At 69.1% G+C, this 22607-nt stretch carries 18 protein-coding genes, 1 pseudogene and 1 riboswitch; of the genes and pseudogenes, 5 read left to right on the forward strand and 14 right to left on the reverse strand.

Going from position 1 to position 22607, the window contains the following annotated elements; all coding sequences use genetic code 11:
- Nucleotides 1-169: 169 nt before the first annotated feature.
- The 3 genes from ACXC9Q_RS33345 to ACXC9Q_RS33355 all read right to left on the reverse strand — a co-directional run bounded on the left by ACXC9Q_RS33345 (nt 170) and on the right by ACXC9Q_RS33355 (nt 2972).
- The gene (locus tag ACXC9Q_RS33345; protein ID WP_457060633.1) at nt 170-1495 is read right to left on the reverse strand and encodes an amidase family protein; all 1326 of its coding nucleotides are present in this window, start codon (nt 1493-1495) and stop codon (nt 170-172) included.
- Nucleotides 1496-1599: 104 nt separating this feature from the next.
- Nucleotides 1600-2247: a GntR family transcriptional regulator gene (locus ACXC9Q_RS33350; protein WP_457060634.1), complete on the reverse strand. Its 648-nt coding sequence runs from the start codon at nt 2245-2247 to the stop codon at nt 1600-1602.
- On the reverse strand, nt 2244-2972 hold the full coding sequence (locus tag ACXC9Q_RS33355; RefSeq protein WP_457060635.1) for a maleate cis-trans isomerase family protein: 729 nt from the start codon (nt 2970-2972) through the stop codon (nt 2244-2246). Before ACXC9Q_RS33355 ends, ACXC9Q_RS33350 begins: the two co-directional genes overlap by 4 nt.
- Nucleotides 2973-3017: 45 nt before the next feature.
- On the opposite strand from ACXC9Q_RS33355, the gene ACXC9Q_RS33360 reads away from it, so the two are divergent.
- Nucleotides 3018-5990: an FAD-binding and (Fe-S)-binding domain-containing protein gene (locus tag ACXC9Q_RS33360; protein WP_457060636.1), complete on the forward strand. Its 2973-nt coding sequence runs from the start codon at nt 3018-3020 to the stop codon at nt 5988-5990.
- Between the two features lie 179 nt (nt 5991-6169).
- Here ACXC9Q_RS33360 and ACXC9Q_RS33365 read toward each other — a convergent pair whose 3' ends face one another.
- Nucleotides 6170-6502, reverse strand: a complete 333-nt coding sequence (locus tag ACXC9Q_RS33365) for an ArsR/SmtB family transcription factor (RefSeq protein ID WP_328521919.1) — start codon at nt 6500-6502, stop codon at nt 6170-6172.
- A gap of 198 nt (nt 6503-6700) precedes the next feature.
- Between ACXC9Q_RS33365 and ACXC9Q_RS33370 the strand changes: the two genes are divergently transcribed.
- Nucleotides 6701-7612, forward strand: a complete 912-nt coding sequence (locus ACXC9Q_RS33370; protein WP_457060637.1) for a cation diffusion facilitator family transporter — start codon at nt 6701-6703, stop codon at nt 7610-7612.
- 6 nt (nt 7613-7618) lie between these two features.
- Here the strand turns inward: ACXC9Q_RS33370 and ACXC9Q_RS33375 are convergent, their stop codons facing one another.
- The 8 genes from ACXC9Q_RS33375 to ACXC9Q_RS33410 all read right to left on the reverse strand — a co-directional run bounded on the left by ACXC9Q_RS33375 (nt 7619) and on the right by ACXC9Q_RS33410 (nt 17276).
- Nucleotides 7619-8797 (reverse strand): M20 family metallopeptidase, encoded by a 1179-nt coding sequence (locus tag ACXC9Q_RS33375; RefSeq protein ID WP_457060638.1) that lies wholly within the window; start codon nt 8795-8797, stop codon nt 7619-7621.
- Between the two features lie 121 nt (nt 8798-8918).
- Nucleotides 8919-9224 (reverse strand): NIPSNAP family protein, encoded by a 306-nt coding sequence (locus tag ACXC9Q_RS33380; protein ID WP_457060639.1) that lies wholly within the window; start codon nt 9222-9224, stop codon nt 8919-8921.
- A gap of 114 nt (nt 9225-9338) precedes the next feature.
- The gene (atzF, locus tag ACXC9Q_RS33385) at nt 9339-10919 is read right to left on the reverse strand and encodes an allophanate hydrolase (protein ID WP_457060640.1); all 1581 of its coding nucleotides are present in this window, start codon (nt 10917-10919) and stop codon (nt 9339-9341) included.
- Nucleotides 10916-12868, reverse strand: coding sequence for a 5-oxoprolinase/urea amidolyase family protein (locus ACXC9Q_RS33390; RefSeq protein WP_457060641.1), 1953 nt, complete (start codon nt 12866-12868; stop codon nt 10916-10918). Before ACXC9Q_RS33390 ends, atzF begins: the two co-directional genes overlap by 4 nt.
- A 2-nt stretch (nt 12869-12870) precedes the next feature.
- Nucleotides 12871-13488, reverse strand: a complete 618-nt coding sequence (locus tag ACXC9Q_RS33395; RefSeq protein WP_405065771.1) for an urea amidolyase associated protein UAAP2 — start codon at nt 13486-13488, stop codon at nt 12871-12873.
- The gene (locus ACXC9Q_RS33400) at nt 13485-14087 is read right to left on the reverse strand and encodes a DUF1989 domain-containing protein (RefSeq protein ID WP_457060642.1); all 603 of its coding nucleotides are present in this window, start codon (nt 14085-14087) and stop codon (nt 13485-13487) included. The genes ACXC9Q_RS33395 and ACXC9Q_RS33400 overlap by 4 nt, the downstream gene beginning before the upstream one ends.
- Nucleotides 14084-15667: an amino acid permease gene (locus tag ACXC9Q_RS33405; protein ID WP_457060643.1), complete on the reverse strand. Its 1584-nt coding sequence runs from the start codon at nt 15665-15667 to the stop codon at nt 14084-14086. Before ACXC9Q_RS33405 ends, ACXC9Q_RS33400 begins: the two co-directional genes overlap by 4 nt.
- 53 nt (nt 15668-15720) lie before the next feature.
- Nucleotides 15721-15829, reverse strand: a riboswitch (guanidine-I (ykkC/yxkD leader).
- 259 nt (nt 15830-16088) lie between these two features.
- Nucleotides 16089-17276 (reverse strand): aminotransferase-like domain-containing protein, encoded by a 1188-nt coding sequence (locus ACXC9Q_RS33410; RefSeq protein ID WP_457060644.1) that lies wholly within the window; start codon nt 17274-17276, stop codon nt 16089-16091.
- Nucleotides 17277-17723: 447 nt separating this feature from the next.
- Between ACXC9Q_RS33410 and ACXC9Q_RS33415 the strand changes: the two genes are divergently transcribed.
- From ACXC9Q_RS33415 to ACXC9Q_RS33425, 3 genes and pseudogenes are all read left to right on the forward strand, one after another.
- A complete protein-coding gene (locus ACXC9Q_RS33415; RefSeq protein ID WP_457060645.1) occupies nt 17724-18647 on the forward strand; it encodes a D-2-hydroxyacid dehydrogenase in 924 nt (307 codons plus the stop codon).
- Nucleotides 18644-19492: pseudogene (locus ACXC9Q_RS33420) on the forward strand (amidase family protein); the annotation flags it as partial. The gene ACXC9Q_RS33415 and the pseudogene ACXC9Q_RS33420, both read left to right, overlap by 4 nt.
- Before the next feature lie 94 nt (nt 19493-19586).
- Nucleotides 19587-20030, forward strand: a complete 444-nt coding sequence (locus tag ACXC9Q_RS33425; RefSeq protein WP_457060695.1) for an amidase family protein — start codon at nt 19587-19589, stop codon at nt 20028-20030.
- A 106-nt stretch (nt 20031-20136) separates the two neighbouring features.
- Here the strand turns inward: ACXC9Q_RS33425 and ACXC9Q_RS33430 are convergent, their stop codons facing one another.
- The gene (locus ACXC9Q_RS33430) at nt 20137-21075 is read right to left on the reverse strand and encodes an NAD-dependent epimerase/dehydratase family protein (protein WP_457060646.1); all 939 of its coding nucleotides are present in this window, start codon (nt 21073-21075) and stop codon (nt 20137-20139) included.
- A 72-nt stretch (nt 21076-21147) separates the two neighbouring features.
- Nucleotides 21148-22554: a serine hydrolase domain-containing protein gene (locus ACXC9Q_RS33435; protein WP_457060647.1), complete on the reverse strand. Its 1407-nt coding sequence runs from the start codon at nt 22552-22554 to the stop codon at nt 21148-21150.
- Between the last annotated feature and the right edge of the window lie 53 nt (nt 22555-22607).

Genomic DNA, 22607 nt, shown 5'->3' on the forward strand with positions numbered 1-22607 from the left:
CAACTAGCCGAGGCTCGCGCACTCCCAACTGAGCCGAGGCTCGACGCTCCCGTCCGAGGCAACGCTCGCGCGCCCGCCCATCCGACGCCAGGCTCGTGTGCTCCCATCCGAGCGGCGCTCGTGCGTCGCCAGCGGCGGGTCCTTCCGGCTCGACCAGCTGGTGAGTGACTCAAGCGGCGAGCAGTTCTGCGAAGGTGATGGCGGTGTCGTCCTCGTGCCACGGACCGATCACCTGCGCGCCGACGGGCAGACCGTCCGGCGTCTGCCCGATCGGCATGCTGAGTGCGGGATGACCGATCAGCGAGGCATGGGCGATCCAGAACGCCTGAGCGTCGTACCGCTGCTCGCCGTACGACGTCTTGATCGTCCGCGCCTCGAACGGCCGGTCGTCGTGGGGGAACGCGGCGGTGAAGCTGGTCGGACACAGGAACACGTCGACATCCTCGAAGTACTGCTGCCACTTCTGCCGCGCGACCATCCGCCGACGCTCCTGCTCGATCACCTCGGCGAGACTGGCGGACGACGGCGCGCCGCCATGCAACGCGAAGAACAGTTCGACTTGGGATCCGAACGCCTCGGCCTGCTCCTCGGGATCGACCCCGTCGGGCCAGCCCTCGACGATCTTCGCGCCGCTCCGACTGAGCCGGTCGATCGTCTCGGACAGCACCGCGCCGACCTCACTCGACACGGGCGCGGCCGCATGGTCGGACACAACGCCGACCCGGAAGTCCGCAAGCCGCTGCCGCCGCGATGGCCGAAGCTCCCACGAGAACGGCGCCGCCGGACCGCCGGTCACCCGCAGTGCCGTCCGCAGGTCCGCGGCCGATCGCGCGAGTGGTCCGATTGTCGACAAGTTCGGGAACTCGTTCGGCAGTTCCGGCGGGCCCGGCACTTGGAATCCCTGCAGTGGGACCAGTCCGGTGGTCGGCTTCAACCCGTAGACACCGCAGTACGCCGCGGGCAGCCGGATCGACCCGACGAGGTCCGACCCGTACTCGAGGTAGCTCAGTCCCGCGGCCAGCGCCGCCGCGCCACCTCCGCTCGAGCCGCCCGGCGTACGGGTGAGGTCGGCCGGGTTGTTCGTCCGCCCGTAGATCTCGTTCGAGGTCTGCCCGAAATCCACGAGCATCGTGTGGACATTGCTCTTGCCGACAATGATCGCGCCGGCTTGGGTGAGTCGTTCGACCACAGTCGCGTCCCGATCCGCGACGTACTCCGCGAACGCCGGATTGCCCCACGTCGTACGCATCCCCGCGACGTTGAAGCACTCCTTGATCGTCATCGGTACGCCGTGCAGCGGTCCGATCGCGCGCCCCTCCGCGGTCGCCGCATCAGCCGCATCCGCGGCCCACAGCGCGAACCCCGCCCGTGTCTCCACGATGGCGTTCACCGCGTCGTCATCCGCGATCCGCGCCAGCACGTCCTCGGTCACCGCCCGCGAGGTGACCTCACCGCGCCGAATCCGCCCCGCAATCTCCGTAGCCGTCGTCATCATGCCGCCGGTCTACGCCCTCACACCGTGTCAGAGTCAATCAACCCACCAGCCGCCGAAAGGACCTGGCACCAGCTGACATCTTGCGGCTAACCGCCGACCGCTAACTAGCGGTTGGTGAGGCGGGCGATGGCGTCTTCCATGTGGGCGGCCAGGAGGTCGTCGGCTTGGAGGTGGTCGCCGGCGCGGATGGCCTCGGCGATGTGTCGGTGTTCGTCGACGCGGGCCTCGGCGCCCGAGTAGGTGGCCGCGAGGGCGTGGATGCACATCCGGGTTTCGGTGATGAGGGTTTTGTGGATGCGGGTCAGGCGGGGGCTGGCGGCCAGGTGGACCAGGAGTTCGTGGAAGGCGATGTCGATTTCGCCGACGGCGGCTGGGTCGCCTTCGGCTTCGCTCATTGTGCGGACTACGGCGAGGAGTTCGTCGCCAGCCGCCTCGTAGTCGCCGGCGACGACGCGACGGGCGGCCGTGCGTTCGATCGCCTCGCGGGCCAGGTACATGTCGCGGATCTCGTCCACTGTCATGTCGATGACGAACAGGCCGCGGTTGCGGATCGGGACCAGCAGGCCTTCCTGGGTGAGCCGCTGCATGCCTTCCCGGAGCGGCCCGCGGCTGACGCCGAGCTTGCGGGCCAGGTCCGCCTCGCCGAGCTGGGCGCCGGGCTTGAGCTCGCCGGCTCCGATCGCCTTGCGCAGTTTGTCGGCGATGATGCTCGGCGTCGACTCCTGCGTCAGCGGCTCGATGTAACTGGTCACGCGTAGGTCCCCCTTGATGAAAACAGACTGCCCAAGCTTGGCAGAGACGGTACTGGGCCAAGCAAATCGAGCCCTTTCCACACCGTCACCTGGTTCGCGGTGAGCACCGGCTTGCCGATCGCCGCCTTCAGATTGTCGACAATCTCCAGCGTGTGCATGGCCGTGTCCGGCACCAGGATCGCCTCGGCGTCCGGGTGGTCCGCGGCTTTCACCATCGCGATCACTCGATCCGCGGCGAGCGTGCCGACCTCCGCCGCGGTGATGATCCCGTGGCTGCCCATCGCGACCACCTCGATCCCGCTGCCGGCGAGGAACCGAACGAAGTGCTGCGCGACATCCTCGGGGTACGACGCCGCGACCGCGACCCGCCGTACGCCGAGAGCGCGGCACGCATGGACGAATGCGATCGACGTCGACGACGCCGGTACGCCGAGCGCCTGAGCGACCCCGGATGCCTGGATACGCGCGCCCTCGGGCCCGAACACGGAACTGCCCGACGTGCACGCCCACATCACCGCGTCGGGTTGCTCGGCCGCGAGTTCGGAAGCGCCCTCGGCGAGCCGTTCGGCCCGGCCGAGGTCGAGCAGGGCGTCGACCCGGTGCGCGTCCTCGCCGACCGAGGTGATCACGACCGGCAACCGGATGGATCCGTCGAGCCGCGCCTCGAGCGCCGGGTAGTCGTCCTCCGCGCTGTGTCCGGGGTAGAGCAGCCCTACTGTGACCATCTGTCCTCCTGGCTGACCGGAGCGCAAATAGGTAGATTGTCGACAATGCTATCCCCAGACAACCTCGCCGCTGGAGGAGTCGATCCGCGTGCGGGCTCCGGTCTCGGGTACGACGTCGCGCGGCTGGCGACCGATCTTCGCCGGGAACTCAAGGGGTCCGTGGCGGACGACCGACGGACCCGGGCGCTTTACGCGACGGACGGTTCGAACTATCGCGCCGTACCTGACTTGGTCGTCGTACCCGCCGATGCCGAGGAGTTGGCGATCGCGGTCACGCTGACCGCGGCGGCCGGGGCGCCGGTGGTGCTGCGCGGCGGGGGTACGTCGATGGCCGGCAACGCGATCGGTGGCGTCGTGATCGATGCGTCGCGGCATGTGAACCGGGTTCTGGACATCGACGCGGGCGCGCGGACGGCGGTCGTCGAGCCGGGGGTCGTGTTGACGGACCTGCTGGCGGCGGCGAAGCCGTACGGCTTGGCGTTCGGGGCGGATCCGTCGTCGGGGAGCCGGGCGACGCTCGGCGGGATGATTGCCAACAATGCGTGCGGGGCGCATTCCGTGGCGTGGGGGACGACTGCCGACAATCTGCAATCGCTGGATGTGGTGCTTGCCGACGGCACCAGGATGACGGTCGGGTCCACTGGAGACCGCGCTGAGTGTGCGGCAAGGCTCGGGCGCGAGGGGGAGGTGCACCGGGCGCTGCAGGCGTTCGTGGATCGGAACGAGTTGCTGATCCGGCGGAGGTTCGGGCAGTTCAGCCGGCAGATCTCTGGGTATGCGCTGCAGCGGTTGTTGCCGGAGTACGGGTACAACGTGGCGGCGCTGCTCTCCGGGAGCGAAGGTGGGCTGGCGGCGACGCTGCGGGCGACGGTGCGGTTGAGTGAGTTGCCGAAGGCAAAGGTTTTGTGTGTGCTCGGGTTCGGGGACTCGATCAGTTCGGCCGACTGTGTGCCGATCGTGTTGAGGCATCACCCGCTGACGATGGAGTCGATCAACAGCGACCTGGTCGAGCGCCTGCCGTCGGAGGTCCGCGACGCCGCGGTAAGCGCCGGGTTGCCGGCCGGGAAGGCGTGGTTGCTCGTCGAGATGGGCGGAGACGACGAGGTGCTCGCCGCCCGCGCCGCCCAGGCCATGCTCGACGAACTCCCCGCCTCCGCCCCGTCCGGGGGAGCCGCGGGCTCGGGCGCGTTTGCGGTCGGGGCGGCTGCGACGGCCAGTCTGGTGACGGATCCGGAGGCTCAGGCTGTTTTGTGGCGGTGTCGGACGGATGCGGCTGGGCTGGCGACTCGGCGGGCGGATGGGGCTGAGGCGTGGGGTGGTTGGGAGGATGCCGCCGTACCGCCTGCGCGGTTGGGTGCTTACCTCCGCGGCCTTGACGAGTTGCTGGGCCGGCATGGTCTGTCCGGTGCGTCGTACGGGCATTTCGGTGAGGGTTGCATGCACATGCGGATCGACTTCGACCTGTTGAGTACGCGCGGCATCGCGACGTACCGGGAGTTCGTCGAGCAGGCGACGGAGCTCGTGGTCGGGTTGGGTGGTTCGGTCTCCGGCGAGCACGGCGACGGGCGGGCGCGATCGGAGTTGCTCAGCCGGATGTACGGCGCCGACGGGGTGCGGCTGTTCGCGGAACTGAAGGAGATCTGGGATCCGGCGCGGGTGATGAACCCCGGCATGATCGTCGACCCGCGGCCGCTCGACCTGGCGATCCGTCACGACGGGCCGGCGAAGGATCGTCGATTGCCGACAATCTTCATGTATCCGGACGACGGGGACGGCTTCGCGCAGGCGCAGCGCCGGTGTGTGGGGATCGGCAAGTGCCGGCAGAGTTCGGGCGGCGTGATGTGCCCGAGCTACCAGGTGACGTACGACGAACTGCATTCGACGCGCGGCCGCGCGCACTTGCTCTGGGAGATGCTGCAGGGCGACGTGATTGCCGACGGCTGGCGGTCGACCGAAGTACGCGATGGGTTGGACCTTTGCCTGTCCTGCAAGGGATGTTTGTCCGATTGCCCGGTCAATGTGGACATGGCGACGTACAAGGCCGAGTTCACCTACCATCACTACGCTCGCCGCCCGTGGGCGCGGCCGTTGTCGCATTGGTCGATGGGGTGGCTGCCGTTGTGGGCCCGGCTGGCGTCGCCGGTGCCGGGGCTGGCGAATCGTTTTGCGAGGGCGCGGCTGACCAAGCGGCTTGGTGGGATCGCCGCCGAGCGCGAAGTTCCGCCCTTCGCGCCGCGGACCTTTACTTCTTGGTTTGCTGCTCGTGGGGGTTCGTCGACCGGTGGCAGCAAGGTGGTGTTGTGGCCGGATACGTTCACCGATCACCTGGCGCCTGAGATCGGGCGGGCGGCGGTCGAGGTGCTGGAGGCGGCTGGGTTCGAGGTGGCACTGCCGGACAGGCCCGTGTGCTGTGGTCTGACCTGGATCTCGACCGGGCAGCTGAAGAAGGCCCGGCGCGTCCTCAACCGTTCGCTGCGGATCCTCGGGCCGCATCTCGCCGCAGGTACGCCGATCGTGGGTCTCGAACCGAGTTGTACTGCGGCTCTCCGGCACGACGCACCTGATCTGATTGCCGACAATCCGCTCGTCGACCAAGCCGCGCACGCGACGCGCACCTTCGCCGAGTTCCTGGTCGAGTCGGGTTGGGAACCACCGCATGTCGGTGGAGAGGCGCTGGTGCAGACGCATTGCCACCAGCACGCCGTACTCGGGTTCGACGCAGATCGCCGGGTGATGGCGGCGGCAGGGATCGACGCCACCCTGCCCGACTCCGGGTGCTGCGGTCTGGCCGGCAACTTCGGGTTCGAGCGCGACCACTACGACGTCTCGAAGGCGATCGGTGAGCGCGTTCTGCTCCCCGCCGTACGAGCGTTGCCCGAAGCAACCGCCGTACTTGCCGACGGCTTCAGCTGCCGCACCCAGATCGCCCACGGAACCTCACGCCGAGCCCACCACCTGGCCGAACTCCTCGCAACCGCGCTCCGCCCGCAAGGCGAGGACCGCGGCCCGCGGGTGTAGTTGTGCACCGGTAGCCCGGTGCGGTAGCCCGGTCGTGCGGGTGGTGCGGTGGTGCGGTGCGGTGGGGTCGCGCGGTGGTGCGGTGGTGCGGTGCGTCGGTGGTGGGCGCGGTGGGCCGGCGGCGCGGTGCGCCGGTCGTGCGGTGCGCCGGTCGTGCGGTGGTGCGGGTGGTGCGGGGGCTAGTTGGGGAGGTCGCGGTCGAGGTGGTCGGCGTGGAAGAGGGCCTGGTCGAGGAGTTTGCGGACGTGGTGGTCGGCGGCCGAGTAGTAGACGAACGTGCCTTCGCGGCGGCCGCGGACCAGGCCGGCCAGGCGGAGTTTCGCCAGGTGCTGACTGACCGCGGCCGGTGCGGCACCGGTGAGCTCGGCCAGGCAGGCGACTGACGATTCGCCTTGAAGGAGTGCCCACAGCACGCGGATCCGCGTCGGGTCGGCGAGCAGGCGGAAGGATTCGGCGGCGAGATGCACCTGCTCCTCGTTCGGCATCTCGAAGTCGTCGATCGACGAGTGCATGCCCGGCACTCTACCCGGGATCTGCCTACTTGCGTATATGCATGGATGCGCAGATAACATGATCTCATGGATGCAGGACGCGGAGCTCCAGCGGATCACGGTCGATCGCACAATCACGACCACGGCCACGATCATGGTCGCGGGGATGGGCATGAGGCCGGTGGTGGGTGGCGGGGGCCGGTCGGGTGGGTGGTGCGGATGGTCAGGCCGCATCGGCATGACGCGGCGGAGTCGGTCGACGCCGCACTCGAAGGGAGTGCGGAGGGCATCCGCGCAGTCAAGCTCAGCCTGGCCGGCCTCGGCCTGACCGCGATCGCCCAGGGCAGTCTCGTGGCGCTCACCGGCTCAGTGGCACTGCTCGCCGATACCGTGCACAACTTCTCGGACGCGTTGACCGCGGTTCCGCTCTGGGCGGCCTTCGTACTGGCGCGCCGGCCGGCAACCCGGCGCTACACCTATGGGTACGGGCGCGCCGAGGATCTCGCCGGGATCTTCATCGTCGGGATGATCGCACTGTCGGCAGTGGTCGCCGGGTACGAGTCGATCCACCGGCTCGTCGACCCGCGGCCACCCGAGCACCTGACGGCTCTGATCATCGCCGGTCTGGTCGGATTCGCCGGCAACGAACTCGTCGCGGCGTACCGGATCCGGGTCGGCCGCCGGATCGGCTCGGCGGCGCTGGTCGCGGACGGACTGCATGCCCGGGCCGACGGGTTCACCTCACTCGCGGTCGTGCTCGGCGCGATCGGCGTACTGGCCGGCTTCCCGCTGGCCGATCCACTCGTCGGTCTCGGTATCACGGTCGCGATCCTCGTCGTACTGAAGAGCGCGTGGACCGACGTCTACCGCCGGCTGATGGATGCGATCGATCCGGAGCTGCTCGTCACCGCCGAGACCACCCTGCGTGGCACACCCGGCGTGACCGCGATCGAAGACCTCCGCCTCCGCTGGACGGGCCATCGCATCCGAGCCGAGACGAGCGTTGTCGTCGATCCGTCCCTGACCCTCGCCGATGCACATGCGATCGCGCACGACGCCCATCACCGCCTGTCCGACTCCCTGCCCAAACTCCACAGCGCCACAGTGCACGTGAGTCCTGCCGGGAGCTGATCCAGCTCAGCTCAGGAGGCGCAGGGCGGTGAGAGCGTACGCGCGGGCAGCCGTCACGAGCTCGTGGATCGCCACGGATTCGTCCGCGCGGTGAGCCTGGGTGGTGACGGAGCCGGGGCCGAGGACGACGACGGGTACGCCGAGATCGCGGGCGACGTACCCGCCGTCGCACGCCGCGGTCCAGCCGCCCAACGGGAACTCGGGACCGCCGGCGTCGAGCCGGGCGGACTCGGTGATCCGGACGATGTCGGTATCGGCCGCGGTCTCGAAGGCGGGCATCTCCATCGGCATGTCGAGGTCGACCGTCAGTCCGCGGTCCTCCAGCCGGAGCGCAGCGACGCGGTGACGGAGATCGTCGAGTACGGCGGCCGGCGACTCGCCCGGGAGTAGCCGGCGATCGGCGACGATCACGCACTCGGCGGGGACGATCGATCCACCGGTGCCGCCGTTGATCTGACCCACGCTCCAGGTGGCGGGGCCGAGCAGTGGGTGGGGGTCGGCGGCAAGGATCGCGTGCAGCCGTTCGATCTCGGCGACGACTGCCGCGGCGCCGTAGATCGCGTTCGCGCCATCTGCCGGGTTGCCGGCGTGACAGGCACGGCCGTGGACTGCGACGCGCAGGTACGAGTCGCCCCGGGCGGCGATGATTGTCTGCAGGTCGGTCGGTTCGGCGGTGATGCACCCGACGAACGATCGTTGGGTGTCGGCGACGTACGCGCGAATGCCTTTGCCGGTCTCCTCCTCGTCCATGACCGCCGCCAGCTCGATCGGTCCGCTCAGGCGGGTGCCGCGCAGCGCGGCGAGAGCAACCAGGGCCGCCGCGAGGCCGCCCTTCATGTCGGAGGCGCCGCGGCCGTAGATCCGCCCGTCGCGAACCTCGCCGCCGAACGGGTCGGTCGTCCACCCGTCACCAACAGGCACGACGTCCGTGTGCCCAAGCAGCAACACCCCCGCATCATTGCCGGAGGCAAGCGTGATGGTGAGGTTGTCGCGGCCGGGCTCGACGGGCGTGGTGACCACCTCGAGCCCGAGCTCCCGGGCCGCCGCGGCCAGGACCGCGACTGTCGCCGCCTCATCGCCGGGCGGGTTCTGCCCAGGAGCCCGCAACAGTTCCGTGGTGACCCGCACCAGCAGATCCTCATCGATACGATCCAGCACAGCCTGCTCGGCGGACGTCACGCTCATGCCGACCTAGCCTAGGCCGACTTCCCGGTCAGGTGGGCCCGCCGGCCGCCGTACGACGTGACCGGAACAACCGCCGCGCCGACTCCGCCGCATCGTCCTCCGAGGCCGGCACCGGAAACCTTCACCGCTCGAGCGGGCGGAGGAAGCTGCGGTCGTAACGCAGCACGCACCCGCTGTCGTCCCGAATCTTGTCCGCGGCAACGAAATCCGGATCCACCCCGAACAGCGTGCGGTACTTCTCGTACGCCGCCAGGCTCGGGAAACTGAACAACGCAAGCGCCCGATCACTGGCGCCTTCCGCAGGCAAGAAGTACCCGTGATGAGTGCCACCATGCCGCTCGACCAGCTCGATCCACCGCCGGCCGAACTCCTCGAACGCCTCGATCTCCGCCGGATCGATGACGTAGTCGACGACGCACGTGATCATCTCGCTCCTCCTTGCTCTCGCCGCCCGGTTGCATTCTGGAGTCTCGCGGCCGGCGGGACGGCCTCGCCGCGCCCCCCACCTGCTCGGCGGACGTGACGCTCGTGCCGCCCTAGCCTAGGCCGACCTCCCGGCCAGGTACGCGCGCCAGCTGCCGTACGACGTGATGTCGCACGCCGGATCCGCGCCATCAGCCGTACACACGAACCCGAGCACCCGCTGCCCGTCCGACAACTCCACCGGACCGATCGCCAACGGCGGCTCGACCGTCGCCAGGAACCCGCCGAACTCACCAGCCGGCAAACTCCAGACCTCCACCTCGATCCCGGCGCCGCCCTGGTCCGGCACCGTCCGGGTCAGACCAGGCCGCGGTCCGTCCACCAGATACATCCGGTACGACGCATCCGTCCGCGCATCGAACGCGAGCCGTCCACCCCGTCGTACCAGTTCGTGGTTGAGCGGCTGCCCGGACAGGTGCGCACCCGCGACCGCGAGCAGGATCTCCTCCGCAGGTTCACCACACCACGTCGCCGCGAGGTCGATCAGTACGCGGTCGTGCCCCGCCGGCGCGAGCAACTGGATCCCGAACGGCAGCCCGTCGCTCCGGTCCGGCCCAGGGAACGCGACAGCGCACAGATCCAGCAGGTTGACCATGTTGGTGAACCGTCCGAGCCGGCTGTTCACACCGATCGGGTCCGCCGCGACCTCTGCCAGCGTCGGATGCTCCGGCGTCACCGGCAGAAGCAGTGCGTCAAGTTGCGTCCACAGATGTTCGCTCGCCCGCGCCAGGATCGCCAGTCGATCGAACCCGGCGAACGCATCGGCCGCGGTCAGCGCGGCACCATTGTGGACAATCGACCGCACAGTCGGGTCCACCGCCGGATCATCGACGAGCTTGTCCCCGAAGGCCAGCCAGCGCTCGGCCAGCCAAGGGCCGGAGTACAGCAGGTCGGCGGCTGCGAGCAGCGGCTGCACATCCACCTTCACCACGTCGCCGAGCCGATAAGCCTGGTCCAGTGTCGCCTGCCAAGCCTCCTCGTGCAGTGGGTCGAGCTCGAGAGACACATCCGGTACGCCGATCACCGCAGGGGACCCCGGCACTCGGCCCGGCCGGCTGTGCGGCAGCGACTCGTACCTCCGGGACCACGCATCCTCCGGGTCGAAGGCAACCATCACATCGAAGGCGCGGCGCGCAGTGGCGACCGACCGGGCCATCACCGTCACGCAGTCGAGCGACCGACAGGCCGGTACGACGCCGCGCGCGGAGACGATCCCCCGACTCGGTTTAATGCCGACAATCCGATTGAAGGCAGCCGGCACCCGGCCACTCCCGGCGGTGTCCGTACCGAGCGCGAAGTCGACCTGCCCGCTCGCAACCGCGACCGCGCTGCCTGAACTCGATCCACCCGACACGTGCTCCACCGAGTAGACCGAGTGACAAGCGCCGTACGGCGACCGCGTGCCGACCAGCCCGGTCGCGTACTGATCGAGATTCGTCTTCCCCAGCGGTACGGCGCCCGCCGCAACCAACCGGTCGACCACAAAGGCGTTCTGCGCCGCCGGCTTGGCATTGCGCGGATCCCCAGCGGTCGTAGGCACCCCAGCCAGATCGATGTTGTCCTTCAACGCCATCGTGAGCCCATGCAGTGGCCCGGGCCGAGCTTCGACCGGCTCGACGCGGGTGATCCATTCGTTCATGCTCCCCACCGTGCCCGTTCGGCCTCGAAGGCGGCTCGGCGTTTGGCTCGTAGGGTTGCGATGTCCACGGGTGCCTCCTGTTCGATGCGGCGTACGTCGGCGATCGAGAACGTGGACGGGCTGACCCGGAGGTCGGCCCGGCCGGCTGCGATCTCGGCTCGCTCGTAGGCGAGTTGATCGGCGCTCACCGGGGTGAAGCGGATCAGGTCGAACTGCCGCAGCAACCACGGCTGCTCGTCGGCAGGGGAGAGCCGCCAGACCGGGACGGTCCGGCCGACCAACTGGTAGCCACCGGGTCCCTCCATCCCGTACACGCACAGGTAGATCCCGCCGATCCCGACCGCGTTCTGCGGTGTCCAGGTGCGCGCCGGGTTGTACTTCGTCGTCACCAGCCGATGCCGCGGATCGATCGGTACGGCGACCGGCGCGCCGAGGTAGACGTCGCCGAGTCCGACCACCAGGTACGTCGCGGCCTGCACGATCTCGAAGACCTCGTCGCGTTCGCGCAGATCGTTGACCCGCCGGATGAACTCCACGTTGTCCGGGCACCAGGGCGCGTCCGGCCGGACCGAGGTCGCGTACCGGCGCATCGCCTCATGAGCCTCCGGGTGGTCGAACGCGATCGGCAACGTCACCTCCCGCGCCGGCAGCACCACGGTCTCGGGATCCTCGAGCCCGGCGGCGAGGAACGCCAGTCGCTCGGCGAGCTGGGTCAGCGCCAGCCGCGACGAGTCGACCGCCACCAGCATCGACCGCACACCCTCGACGATCTCCGTCACACCGTCCGGCCGGTCGGCGCGCAACGACTGCGCCAGCAGGTGGATCCACACCCGCACCGTGAGGTCGAGCTCGGCCGGTCCCGCTTCGACCAGCAGATGCCGCTCGCCCGCGCATCTGATCGTGTACGGCGGAGCCGTGGTCGCGCGCTCGGTGTGGTGTAGAGCCTGGGGACGGTCCGTGGTGCTGATCGGGGAGGCGAGCTCGGCCGGGTCCTGGCGGAGATCACTCAACCAATGACGCCGTACCCGGATTGCCTCGGTCGCCGCTGCCATCGTCACCGGGACCAGATCGACGGTGTCGCCGGCGCGGAGTTGCCCGAGCATCCATCGGTCGGCCTCGATCACCACGGCCGGTACGACGAAGCCGCCGAGCGACGGGCCGTCCTTGCCGACGATGACCGGGGTGTCTCCGGACAGCATGATGCCGCCGACCGGGTACGCGGAGTCGTGCACGTTGGACGGGTGCAGACCGGCCTCACCACCGTCGGTCCTGGCCCAGCCCGGCACCGGACCGACCAGCCTGATCCCGGTGCGATCGGAGCGATGGTCGACAATCCAACTGTTGGCAAAGAACTCGTCGACACCCTCAGCGGTGAGATGGTCCGGGGCGCCGTGCGGGCCGGCGATCACCCGGACTCGCCAACTGCCGGAGAGCTCCGGAAGATCGACCGACAGCGGGGTGAGCAGGTTCTCCCGCCGGCCCAAGGGGAGTTGGTCGCCTGCCGTGAGCGCGCGGCCGTCGTGACCGCCGAAACCACCGAGCACGAAGGTCGATCGGCTGCCGAGGACGCGCGGGACGTCCAGGCCGCCTTCGATCGCCAGGTACGCGCGCAGACCCGGGCCGTCCAATGCACCCAGGTCGAGCACGGCCCCGGCGGGCATGCGGACGACCAGGCCAGGGCGGACGGGGAACCCGTCGATCGTCGCGTTGCGGATCGCGCCACCAACGCAGATCAGCCGGTCCTCGTCGCAGGTCAGCACTGGTCCGGTGACCACACACTCCAGTCCGGCCGCGCTGTCCGGGTTACCCACCGCGGCGTTGACCAGTGCGAAGGTCAGTTCGTCCGCCGCGCCGGAAGGCGGTACGCCGACGTCCCACAGCCCCGGCCGGCCCGCGAGGTCCTGGATCGTGGTCTGGGTCCCCGGCTTGACGATGGTGATGACGGCCACCGTCACCACCAGCCCACGAGCTGGATCGGCGTCGGATTCCAGCCGTTGCAGGGATTGTTGACCTGCGGACAATTGCTGATCAGCACCAGGATGTCCCGGGACGCGGTGAGCTCGACGTACCGGCCCGGGGCGGAGAGGCCGTCGTCGAACCTCAGGTCTCCGCCGGAGGTGACGGGGACGTTCATGAAGAAGTTGATGTTGTGGGTGAGCTGACGCTGTCCGATGCCGGCCTGCGCGCCGTACCAGAGGAAGGTCTGGCGGCAGGCGTGCTGGTGCCGGGTGTGCTCGCCGTACCGGATGACGTTGCTCTCCTGGGAACACGCGCCGCCGACGGTGTCGTGCCGGCCGCAGGTGTCGTCGCTGATCACCGCGAGCTCGTCGAGCCTGGTCGACAACAGCCGTGATCCGGTCGTGAGGAAGACGGCCCGTTGCTCGCGGATCGTGTCGAAGGCGGAGTACCGGTTGTCGATGTCATGCGCGTCGTACAGCAAGGTGTCGACAGCCTGATTGCCCTGCAGGTCGACAATCTGCAATCGACCGCCCGCCGGCACGGTGAGCAGTGCGCCATCGCCAGGCTCGACCACGGTGTCCAGAGCGGTACTCGTCTCGGTGATGGTCATGCGATCAGCTCCCGGGTCAGCTTGAGCGCACGTATCGCTTCCTCGCGGAGCTCCGGATCGCCTGGCGTCGCGGCCTCGATGTGTACGGCGACTCCCGCGGCCGGACCGTCGGACAGCAGATGCGGCGCGGTGGAGATGACGACCAGCAGGTCCTGCTCGGCTCGCAGCGTCACGGTGTCGCCGGCTCGTGCGTGTGCCGGTACGAACGCCAGCGATGCGCGCGGGTCGTCAGAGATCGCGACCTTCGAGAAGAAGTTGATGCAAGCATGCAGATCGGCTGCTCCGAAACCGTGCTTGGCGAGTTCGAGCAGCACCAAGCGATCGGCTCGCCCGCCGGTAAGGCAGTCGTGCCAATCGAGCGTCGATGCGACGACGGTCGCCAGGGCGAGGCCGCGGTCGGACATCAGGACCATGCCGGACCGGATTCGCGCGGACATCTGCGATTTCAGTGTGTCCGGGATGTTCAGCCGATCGAGTCGGTCGGACCCAATGATCAGCACCGACGCATTCGCACCGTCGGCCAGCGCGGTCAGGGTAATGCTTCGCCCCGCCCGAACTGGTGCCGACCACGCCGCGGCGGCAGGGATGTCGTGGTTCATGCGCCGGCTCCTTCCGCTTCGGCGACGGCGGGCGCCGCAGCGGACGGCAGGACCAGGCCGATCGAGGCGTGGTACGCGCGGCGCTGGTACCGGTAGGCGATCACTCCGCCGAGGCCCACGATCGCGAGGGTGATCAGCGGCAGATAGTGCAGATACCAGCCCGCGCCGGCCGGGTCGTACACCTCAGCCCGGGGCCAACCGAGGTTGATCGCCATCGCGAGCCCGTAGGAAACCGCGACGATGTTGACAATCAGACCGAACCGTCCGAGCGAGAACAGCGGCCGGCCTTGCTCATCGACCCCGGCGGCCGGTCCGCTGCCGCTCAGCCGTCGTACCAGCAGAGGTGCGGTCACCATCAGATACGCGACGTAAAGCAGCATGATGCAGACGCTGGCGAGGCCGAGGAACAGGCCCGCGTTGCCCACGTTCACCACCAGGCAGACGGCGGCGAGGACGCCGGGCACGATGGTCGCCGCGACCGGCGTGCCGGTACGGCGGGATACCTGGCGCAACTGACGCGACGCCGGCAGGACGTTGTCGCGTGCCATCGAGAAGATCATCCGCGCGGCCGCGGTCTGGATCGCGAGCGTGCAGACGCAGACGGCGAGCGCGACGTCGAGGAGCAGCAGCTTGCCGGCCGTCGTACCGAGCCGGCTGGTCAGCACGTACGGCAGACCCTGCGTGGCGAGATCGCCATCGGTCAGCGACGGCGCGGCCATCAGCGCGGCGACGATGAGGAACGCGCCACCGATCCCGGACGCGACAACCGCCCGGATGATCGTCCGGGGCGTGGTCGCCCTGGGCCGGTGGGTCTCCTCCGACAACTCACCCGCGCTGTCGAACCCGACCAGCACGTACGCCGCCATCAGCGCCGAGATGAGCAGCGGTACGACGTACCCGGTGGTGCTGTCGAGGTTCGTCGTGTGCAGTACGACAGACGGCCCGCGCTCGGCTCTGGTTGTCAACAAAACGACGATCAACACGACACCGACCAGCTCGCAGGTCACGCCGACCGAGTTGACCACCGCGGTGATGCGGACGCTGGTCGCGTTGAGAAGGGTGGTGGCGATGAGGAGTAGGCAGCCCAGGACAACGGCGTTCGCCGCGCCGTCCTTCGACGAGAGCGCCGAGTCGGTTCCGACCAGCTGGAAGCCGGACCAGACCGCCGGCAGCACGACCTGCAGCGCGATCGCCGCGGTGGCCAGCGTGATGATCTGCGCGATCACCATCGTCCAGCCGGCGAACCAGCCGACGACGGCGCCGCCGAGCCGCCGGGCCCATTGATAGATCGCTCCGGACAACGGGTAGCGCGCGGCGAGTTCGGCGAAGCACAACGCCACCATCAGCTGGCCGGCCAGGACCGCGGGCCAGGTCCAGAAGAACGCCGTACCGCCGAAGCCGAAGCCCAGTCCGAACAGCTGGAAGACCGTCGTGAGGATCGACACGAATGAGAAGCCGGCCGCGAACGAGGCGTAGGTGCCGACCCGGCGCGAGAGCTGCTGGGTGTAGCCGAACCGGCCCAGGTCGTTCGCGCCGAGGTCGTCGGTGGGTGAGGTCAGTGTTTCAGGGGTGGCTGACATTCCGGCCTCCATCGGATCGGCCCGGAACGCACACGGCACCCGGGGCCTTCAAGGCCTCCCGGGCTTTTGTCCCGCCGTGGAACGGCGCCGTCGTGACGGCGCCGCCTCCCCTCTCGGACCAGACCTGCCGCGATCGGCAGCGGAACCCTAGGGGCGCCCCGCCCTGGCGGCGGGTCTTCTTTAGTTCAGGGCGTGCCGGTTTCGGTCGGCGTCCTGAGGTGTAACGAGACGGTTAACGAATCCTCTCACCGGGGACGGAAGTAGTGAGAGAAGAGAGCCTCTGCCGGCGCTCGCGGGCTGCGGTTGCCGCGGCCCCACAGGCTACGGTTGCCCGGCTCCACGGGCTACCGTGCCCGGCCCCACAGGCTGCGTTGCCCGGCTCCACGGGCTGCGGTTGCCCGGCTCCACGGGGTGCGGTTGCCTAGGGCAACAGCTTGTCGGCGGCCCGGCGCAGGCGGGTGACGCCCTCGTGGATGCGGTCCGGAGGCGTCGAGGCGAAGCACAGGCGGAGCGCGTCGTGGAAGCGGCCGGTGGGGGAGAAGGCCGGGCCGGGGATGAACGCGACGCCTTCGGCCAGGGCGATCTCGAACAACTCGCTCGTGTCGACGCCGTTCTCCAACGTGACCCAGAGGAAGAAGCCACCCTCGGGATCGGTCCAGCGGGCGATGTCCGCGAAGTTCTCCTGCAGTGCCGTGTGCATCGCGTCCTTGCGGCGCTTATACTCGAGCCGCTGCGTGACCAGGTGCTCCTCGAGGTGGCCGCCGGTCAGGAACCCGGCGAGCAGCCGCTGAGCCGGCAGGTTCGTGCAGGTGTCCATCGCCTGCTTCGCGTTGATCAGCAACGGCTGCAGTTCGGGATCGGTGTCGACCCAGCCGACCCGGAGTCCCGGCGCGACGATCTTCGAGAACGTGCGTACGGCGAACACGAGCGGATCGCCCGCGCCGAGCTCACGCAGCGACGGCAACGGGTCCCCGGCGAACCGCAGCAGTCCGTACGGATCGTCGTCGATCACCATCGAGCCCCAGGATCGGGCGAGGTCGAGCAGCTTGTGCCGGCGCTCGAGGGTGAGTGTCGCGCCGGACGGGTTCTGGAACGTCGGGATCGTGTAGATCGCCTTCGGCCGTCTTCCGTCGAGGAGCCGTGGTAGATCGTCGACAATCATCCCGTCGACATCGACCGGGACCTCCAGCAGTTCGGCGCCGTACGAGAGTGCGGTCGCACTGCCGTTCGTGTACGTCGGCGATTCGACGACGACCAGGTCACCGGGGTCGACGAAGAGCTTGCAGAACAGGTCGAGGCCCTGCATCCCGCCGGCCGTGATGGTCAGCCGGTCGGCCGTGGTCTCGTCGGTGGTGCCGCGGAGCATCTCGAGCAGGGCGGCGTGCAGCGGTGGATCTCCCTCGGTGGCCGCGTAGTCGTACGCGTCGGGGCGGCTCAGTTGTTCGGCAGCGATCGCGGCGAGGACGGCCGACGGTACTGCTTCCGCGGCCGGTGATCCCATCGCGAACCGAACGATGTCGTGGGTTTGCTTGTGCAGCAACGACGTACTCGAGTCGATCACCGACCCGACCAGCCCGGCGACGCGTGCGGCGTACGGAAGAGCTTGCACGGAACTACCTCCTGATGGTCGGCTCGTCGGACAGATCGCTGAGGCGCTCGACGCCGCCGGCGGTGACCACGATCGGCTCGGACAGACCGACGCGTGGTCATGCGACTCAGTGTGGGGCTGGGGCAGGATTGTTGACAATCCTACGGCCGGGTTCCTAGCCTCGACGCATGCCACCCCCCGCCGAGCGCCCCATCATCGCGGTGCTCTGCGAACGGTCCCAAGCGGCAGGCACGGAGCCGGGTGCGGGCAGGGTGCCGGGTGTGGGTGTGGGCGCCGAGGTGGGTGTGGGCGCGGGGGCAGGTCCAGGTGCGGAGCCGGGCGCGGATGCGGGCAGAGTGCCGGGTGCGAGTGCGGGCACTGAGCCGGGTTCGGAGGTGGGCACGGGGCCAGGTGTGGGTGTGGGCGCCGAGGTGGGTGTGGGCGCCCCTGGGTGGGGGTGGGTTGTTGGTGCCGCCGGGGTTGGGTGGGTTGGGGGTCGAGTTTCGGTTTTGTGATGCGGGCGGGTTGGGGGAGGCGGTGCGTGGGGCTCGGGGGTTGATGTTGTGGGACTTCTTTTCGACGGCGGTTCGGGATGTGTGGGCTGAGGCGGGTTCGGTCGAGTGGATTCATGTGACGGCGGCCGGGGTGGACACGTTGCTGTTCGACGAGCTTCGGGACTCGGATGTCGTGGTGACGAATGCCCATGGCGTGTTCGACCGGCCGATCGCGGAGTACGTGCTGGGCGCGGTGATCGCGCATGCGAAGGACAGCCGGCGCAGCCTGGAGTTGCAGCGACGGCACGACTGGCAGCATCGCGAGACGCGCAGCATCCTCGGCGCGACCGCGCTGATCGTCGGCACCGGAGCGATCGGACGGGAGACGGCCCGGCTGCTCAGCGCTGCCGGTCTGCAGGTCCGCGGAGCCGGACGGGTCGCCCGCCCGCACGACCCGGACTTCGGCGAGGTCGTTGCCAGTAGCAATCTTTCGGCCCAGGTGGGGTGGGCCGATCACGTGGTCCTGGCGGCGCCGCTGACCGACGCGACGCGAGGGCTGGTCGACGCCGAGGTACTGGCGGCGATGCGGCCCGGCGCGCATCTGATCAACGTCGCACGTGGTCCGATTGTCGACGAAGTCGCGCTCGTGAAAGCCCTGCAGGACGGGCGAATCGCGGCCACCCTCGACGTCTTCGATCACGAACCGTTGCCGCCGGGCCATCCGTTGTGGGACGCGCCGAACGTGACGATCACCGCGCACATGTCCGGCGATGTGACCGGCTGGCGGGACACGCTGGCCGCACAGTTCGCCACCAACATCCGGCGCTGGCTGGCCGGGGAACCCCTGCTGAACGTGGTGGACAAGAAGCTCGGCTACATCCCGGCAGGAGCCCGATGACGCAGGCAACCGAATTGGTCGACGGATATCGGAACGGCGCGATCTCGCCAGTGGAGGCGACGCAAGCGGCGCTGGATGCGATCGAGCAGTACGACGACCAGGTCAACGCGTTCGTCCTGGTGGATGCCGAGGGCGCCGTCGCCGCCGCGAAGGAGTCGGAGGCCCGGTGGCATTCCGGAGAACCACTAGGCCCCGGCGACGGCGTACCCACGTCGATCAAGGACGCCTTGTGGACAAAGGGATGGCCGACCCTGCGCGGCAGCACGCTGATCGACGAGGCCGGGCCGTGGGACGAGGACGCTCCGGCCGTTGCTCGCCTCCGGGAGACCGGCGCCGTCATCCTCGGCAAGACGACCACGCCTGAGTACTCGTGGAAGGGCGTCACCGACTCCTCCAGGTACGGCGTGACGCGCAACCCCTGGGATCCGTCGACGACGCCCGGCGGTTCGAGCGGCGGATCAGCGACCGCGGTCGCGCTCGGCATGGGCGCGTGGTCGGTCGGCACCGATGGTGGTGGATCGGTCCGGATCCCGGCCGCGTTCACCGGAACGGTCGCGCTCAAGCCGACGTACGGGCTGATCCCGTTGTATCCGCCGAGCGCGTTCGGGACGTTGTCGCACGCCGGGCCGATGACGCGGTCGGTCCGGGACGCGGCCGCGCTGCTCGACGTGATCACCGGGTACGACGCCCGCGACTGGTCCGCGATGCCCACGCCGGCCACGTCGTTCCTGCACGGGCTCGACGACGGTGTTGCCGGCCTGCGGATTGCCTTCTCGTCCGATCTTGGGATTGTCGACAATGATCCCGAGGTCGAGGCGCTCGTCCGCACAGCGGTCGGTGTGCTCGCGGACGCCGGGGCCGAGGTGACCGAGGTCGATCCGGGGTTCGCGGACCCGGTCGACGCGTTCCACGTGCTGTGGTGGTCGGGGCGCCGCGAAGGTGCTGTCGTTGTACGAGGTCGACGATCGCGTCGATCCCGGACTGCGCCGGGTTGCCGCGCTCGGAGCGTCGTACTCGGCTACGGACTTCCTGGAGGCAAGCACTACCCGGATGGAGCTCGGGCAGCTGATGGGACGGTTCCATCAGACGTACGACGTCCTCGTGACGCCGACGCTGCCGATCACGGCGTTCCCGGTCGGCCAGGATGTGCCGGACGGTTCGAAGTCACCGGATTGGACGAGCTGGACGCCGTACACCTATCCGTTCAATCTCACCCAGCAGCCGGCACTCAGTGTGCCGTGTGGGTTCACGCGAGCGGGGCTTCCCGTCGGACTGCAGGTGGTTGCGGCGAGGCATGCGGATGCGCTCACCCTGCGCGTCGGCCAGGCGTACCAAGCGGCGACCGACTGGCATCTCCGCACACCCACCTTGGCGGCACGATGAGCAAGTACATCACCGTCAGCCTGGAGAACCTCGAGGAGTTCGCCGCGGCGTGTCAGGAGCGCTGGATGGGCGGCGCCCGCGGCGAAACTCTCTCGTTCAACCGGCTCTAGAGACCGTTGCGGAAGCCGTCGCGCCACGAGGCGTAGCCGGGCTGCCAGCCGAAGATCGCCTTGGCGAGGCTGTTGTCCGCGCCACGGATCTCGGTGAAGGCCGCGACCCCGACATCGCCGGCCGCGAGCCGGCCCAGCCACGCGGGAACGTGCCGCGGCGGCTTCGCCCCGAGGATGCGGGCGAACTCCGGCAACCACACCGCCGCCTGCGCCGGGTCGTCGTCGGCGATCTGGAAGATTCCGGTCGCGTCGCTCTCGACCGCCTTCACCGTCGCGTCGGCCGCGTCGTCGTAGTGGATGAACGACCACACCCCGGCCCCGTCGCCGATCACCGGCAGCTTGCGCTTCTGGATCAGCTCGACCATCGAGCCGCCCTTGCCGATGTCACCGGTCGGGCCGTAGAAGCTCCCGTACCGCAGCGCGACACCCTCGATCCCCTCGGCGTTCGTCACCACCGACTCGAGGTGCCTGATCCCCGCCATCGTCTTGCGCTGCGCCGGCACCGGCTCGGCGTCGAGCGGATCCGCCTCGGTCTTCGTTGCGGAGCCACCGTGCTGCAAGTTCCAGCCGGCGTACGACTGGACGACGAACCGTCGTACGCCGGCAGCCTGGGAAGCGGCGAGCAGGTTGTCGGTGCCCTCGGTGCGGAGCCGGTTCGTCAGCGCGAAGCTGTCGTCGAACTTCTTGAAGTCGATCCCGCCCTTGAGTGCCGTCATCTGGTGCACGACGACCTCCGGCCGAACCGACTCCACCGCGGCTGTCACCGCGGCAGCGTCGAGGCCGTCCGCGAAGACCACGTCCGCCCCGAACGCCCGCACCCCGGCCGCGCTGGACTCCGACCGGATCATCCCGGTCACCTCGTGCCCGGCCGCGACCAGTTGCGGCACCAGCGACCGGCCGAGTCCGCCGGTCGCACCTGCTACCAAGACCTTCATGTCATTCCTCCGTCGTCTGTCGTTACGACCCGGAGGACACGCGCCGGCCTCAGCGTGTGACAGTGACGCCGATCACGCCTCCGAGGTGACCGTGAACGAGGTCGGCCCGAAGGACACGTTCTGGGTGACGTCGATGGTCAGGTGGTCGGTCGGCGGGTGGCAGGCGAGCGTGAGGACGAACGGCGTCTCGAGGAAGCGGATCGTCGCCACGAACTTGTCACCGTCCGCGTGGGCACTGGAGACGACGCGCTGCCGGACCTGGGGATCGGCCTCCTTGAGAACGCCGACGGAGTTGAGCCCCCGCCAGTCGCCGGGCTCGCAGACGATGTCCACCGGGTCGGTCGCGCCGGGCTCGAGCCCGGCGAACGTGAACGTGCCGGTCCCGTCCGGATCCAGCCGGACCGCGGTCAGCCCGGTGGCGTTGTCGTCGGCGAACCGGTGGGTCTGGCCGTTACCGCCGGTCGGTGCGGCACCGGTCGGCGGCGCGAGCTCCAGTCGCTCGGGGCGGGCGACCGGGGTGACCTCCTTGCCTTCGAGGGCCGGGAGCAGGTGATCCCAGACGGTGTTCAGGATCGCCTGCATGTCCTCCGTCGCGCTCGTGACGATCAGGACAGCGTCGTACGCCGGGAAGACCAGGCAGAACTGGCCGAACGCGCCGTCGCCGCGGTAGGTGTCGTGGCGGCCCCGCCAGAACTGGAAGCCGTATCCCTGCTTCCAGTCCGGGTTCTCCTGGTTGTCGTTGGGCACCTGCTTGGAGGTGGCCGCCTCGTACCACTCGGCGGGGACGAGTTGCTTGCCCTCCCACACGCCGGCCTGGAGCACGAGCTGACCGAAGCACGCCAGCGACTCGGTGTTGATGCTCAGACCCCAGCCGCCGACGGTGACGCCCTCCGTCGACACCTGCCAGGACGCCTCGGTCGCGCCGAGCGGCTCGAACAGCCGGGGGCGCAGGTAGTCGAGCAGCCGCTCACCGGTCAGTCGCTGCAGGATCGCTGACAGCACGTACGTCGCGCCACTGTTGTACACGAACACGGTGCCCGGCTCGTGGTCGACGTCGAGCCCGAGGAAGACTTTGATCATCCGGCGGTCCCGGGAGAGTGCCTCGACGGTGTCCTGGCTGTGCCCGGTGGTCATGGTCAGCAGGTGCCGGACCTTCATCGCGGCCAGGTTGTCGCTGATCGTCGCGGGCAACTCGTCGGGCTCGAAGAACGAGATGACCTGGTCGTCCAGCGACAGCAGGCCGGCGTCGATCGCCAGGCCGACGCCGGTCGAGGTGAAGCTCTTCGACACCGAGAACAGCAGGTGCGGATCGGTCAGCCGGTACGGTGACCAGGCCTCCTCGAGGACGACGTGACCGTGCCGCAGCAGCATCACGGTCTGGATCTCCGGCGTGGACGCGTCGAGCGCCGCGACGAACGCGTCGAGCGCCGCGGCGGACAACCCCTGGGCTTCTGGCGTACTCCGTGCAAGTCTGCTCACCCCAGGCACGTTATCTTCCCGAACGGACAAATATCAGGTGAGTTCCGCCAAAC

It is taken from the genome of Kribbella sp. CWNU-51 (assembly GCF_054073265.1).

Bases quoted from the DNA above. Each gene is read 5' to 3' on its own strand.
- ACXC9Q_RS33345 (WP_457060633.1), bottom strand. From the start codon at position 1,495: ATGATGACGACGGCTACGGAGATTGCGGGGCGGATTCGGCGCGGTGAG.
- ACXC9Q_RS33355 (WP_457060635.1), bottom strand. From the start codon at position 2,972: ATGGTCACAGTAGGGCTGCTCTACCCCGGACACAGCGCGGAGGACGAC.
- ACXC9Q_RS33360 (WP_457060636.1), top strand. From the start codon at position 3,018: ATGCTATCCCCAGACAACCTCGCCGCTGGAGGAGTCGATCCGCGTGCG.
- ACXC9Q_RS33365 (WP_328521919.1), bottom strand. From the start codon at position 6,502: ATGCACTCGTCGATCGACGACTTCGAGATGCCGAACGAGGAGCAGGTG.
- ACXC9Q_RS33370 (WP_457060637.1), top strand. From the start codon at position 6,701: ATGGTCAGGCCGCATCGGCATGACGCGGCGGAGTCGGTCGACGCCGCA.
- ACXC9Q_RS33375 (WP_457060638.1), bottom strand. From the start codon at position 8,797: ATGAGCGTGACGTCCGCCGAGCAGGCTGTGCTGGATCGTATCGATGAG.
- ACXC9Q_RS33380 (WP_457060639.1), bottom strand. From the start codon at position 9,224: ATGATCACGTGCGTCGTCGACTACGTCATCGATCCGGCGGAGATCGAG.
- atzF (WP_457060640.1), bottom strand. From the start codon at position 10,919: ATGAACGAATGGATCACCCGCGTCGAGCCGGTCGAAGCTCGGCCCGGG.
- ACXC9Q_RS33395 (WP_405065771.1), bottom strand. From the start codon at position 13,488: ATGACCATCACCGAGACGAGTACCGCTCTGGACACCGTGGTCGAGCCT.
- ACXC9Q_RS33400 (WP_457060642.1), bottom strand. From the start codon at position 14,087: ATGAACCACGACATCCCTGCCGCCGCGGCGTGGTCGGCACCAGTTCGG.
- ACXC9Q_RS33405 (WP_457060643.1), bottom strand. From the start codon at position 15,667: ATGTCAGCCACCCCTGAAACACTGACCTCACCCACCGACGACCTCGGC.
- ACXC9Q_RS33430 (WP_457060646.1), bottom strand. From the start codon at position 21,075: ATGAAGGTCTTGGTAGCAGGTGCGACCGGCGGACTCGGCCGGTCGCTG.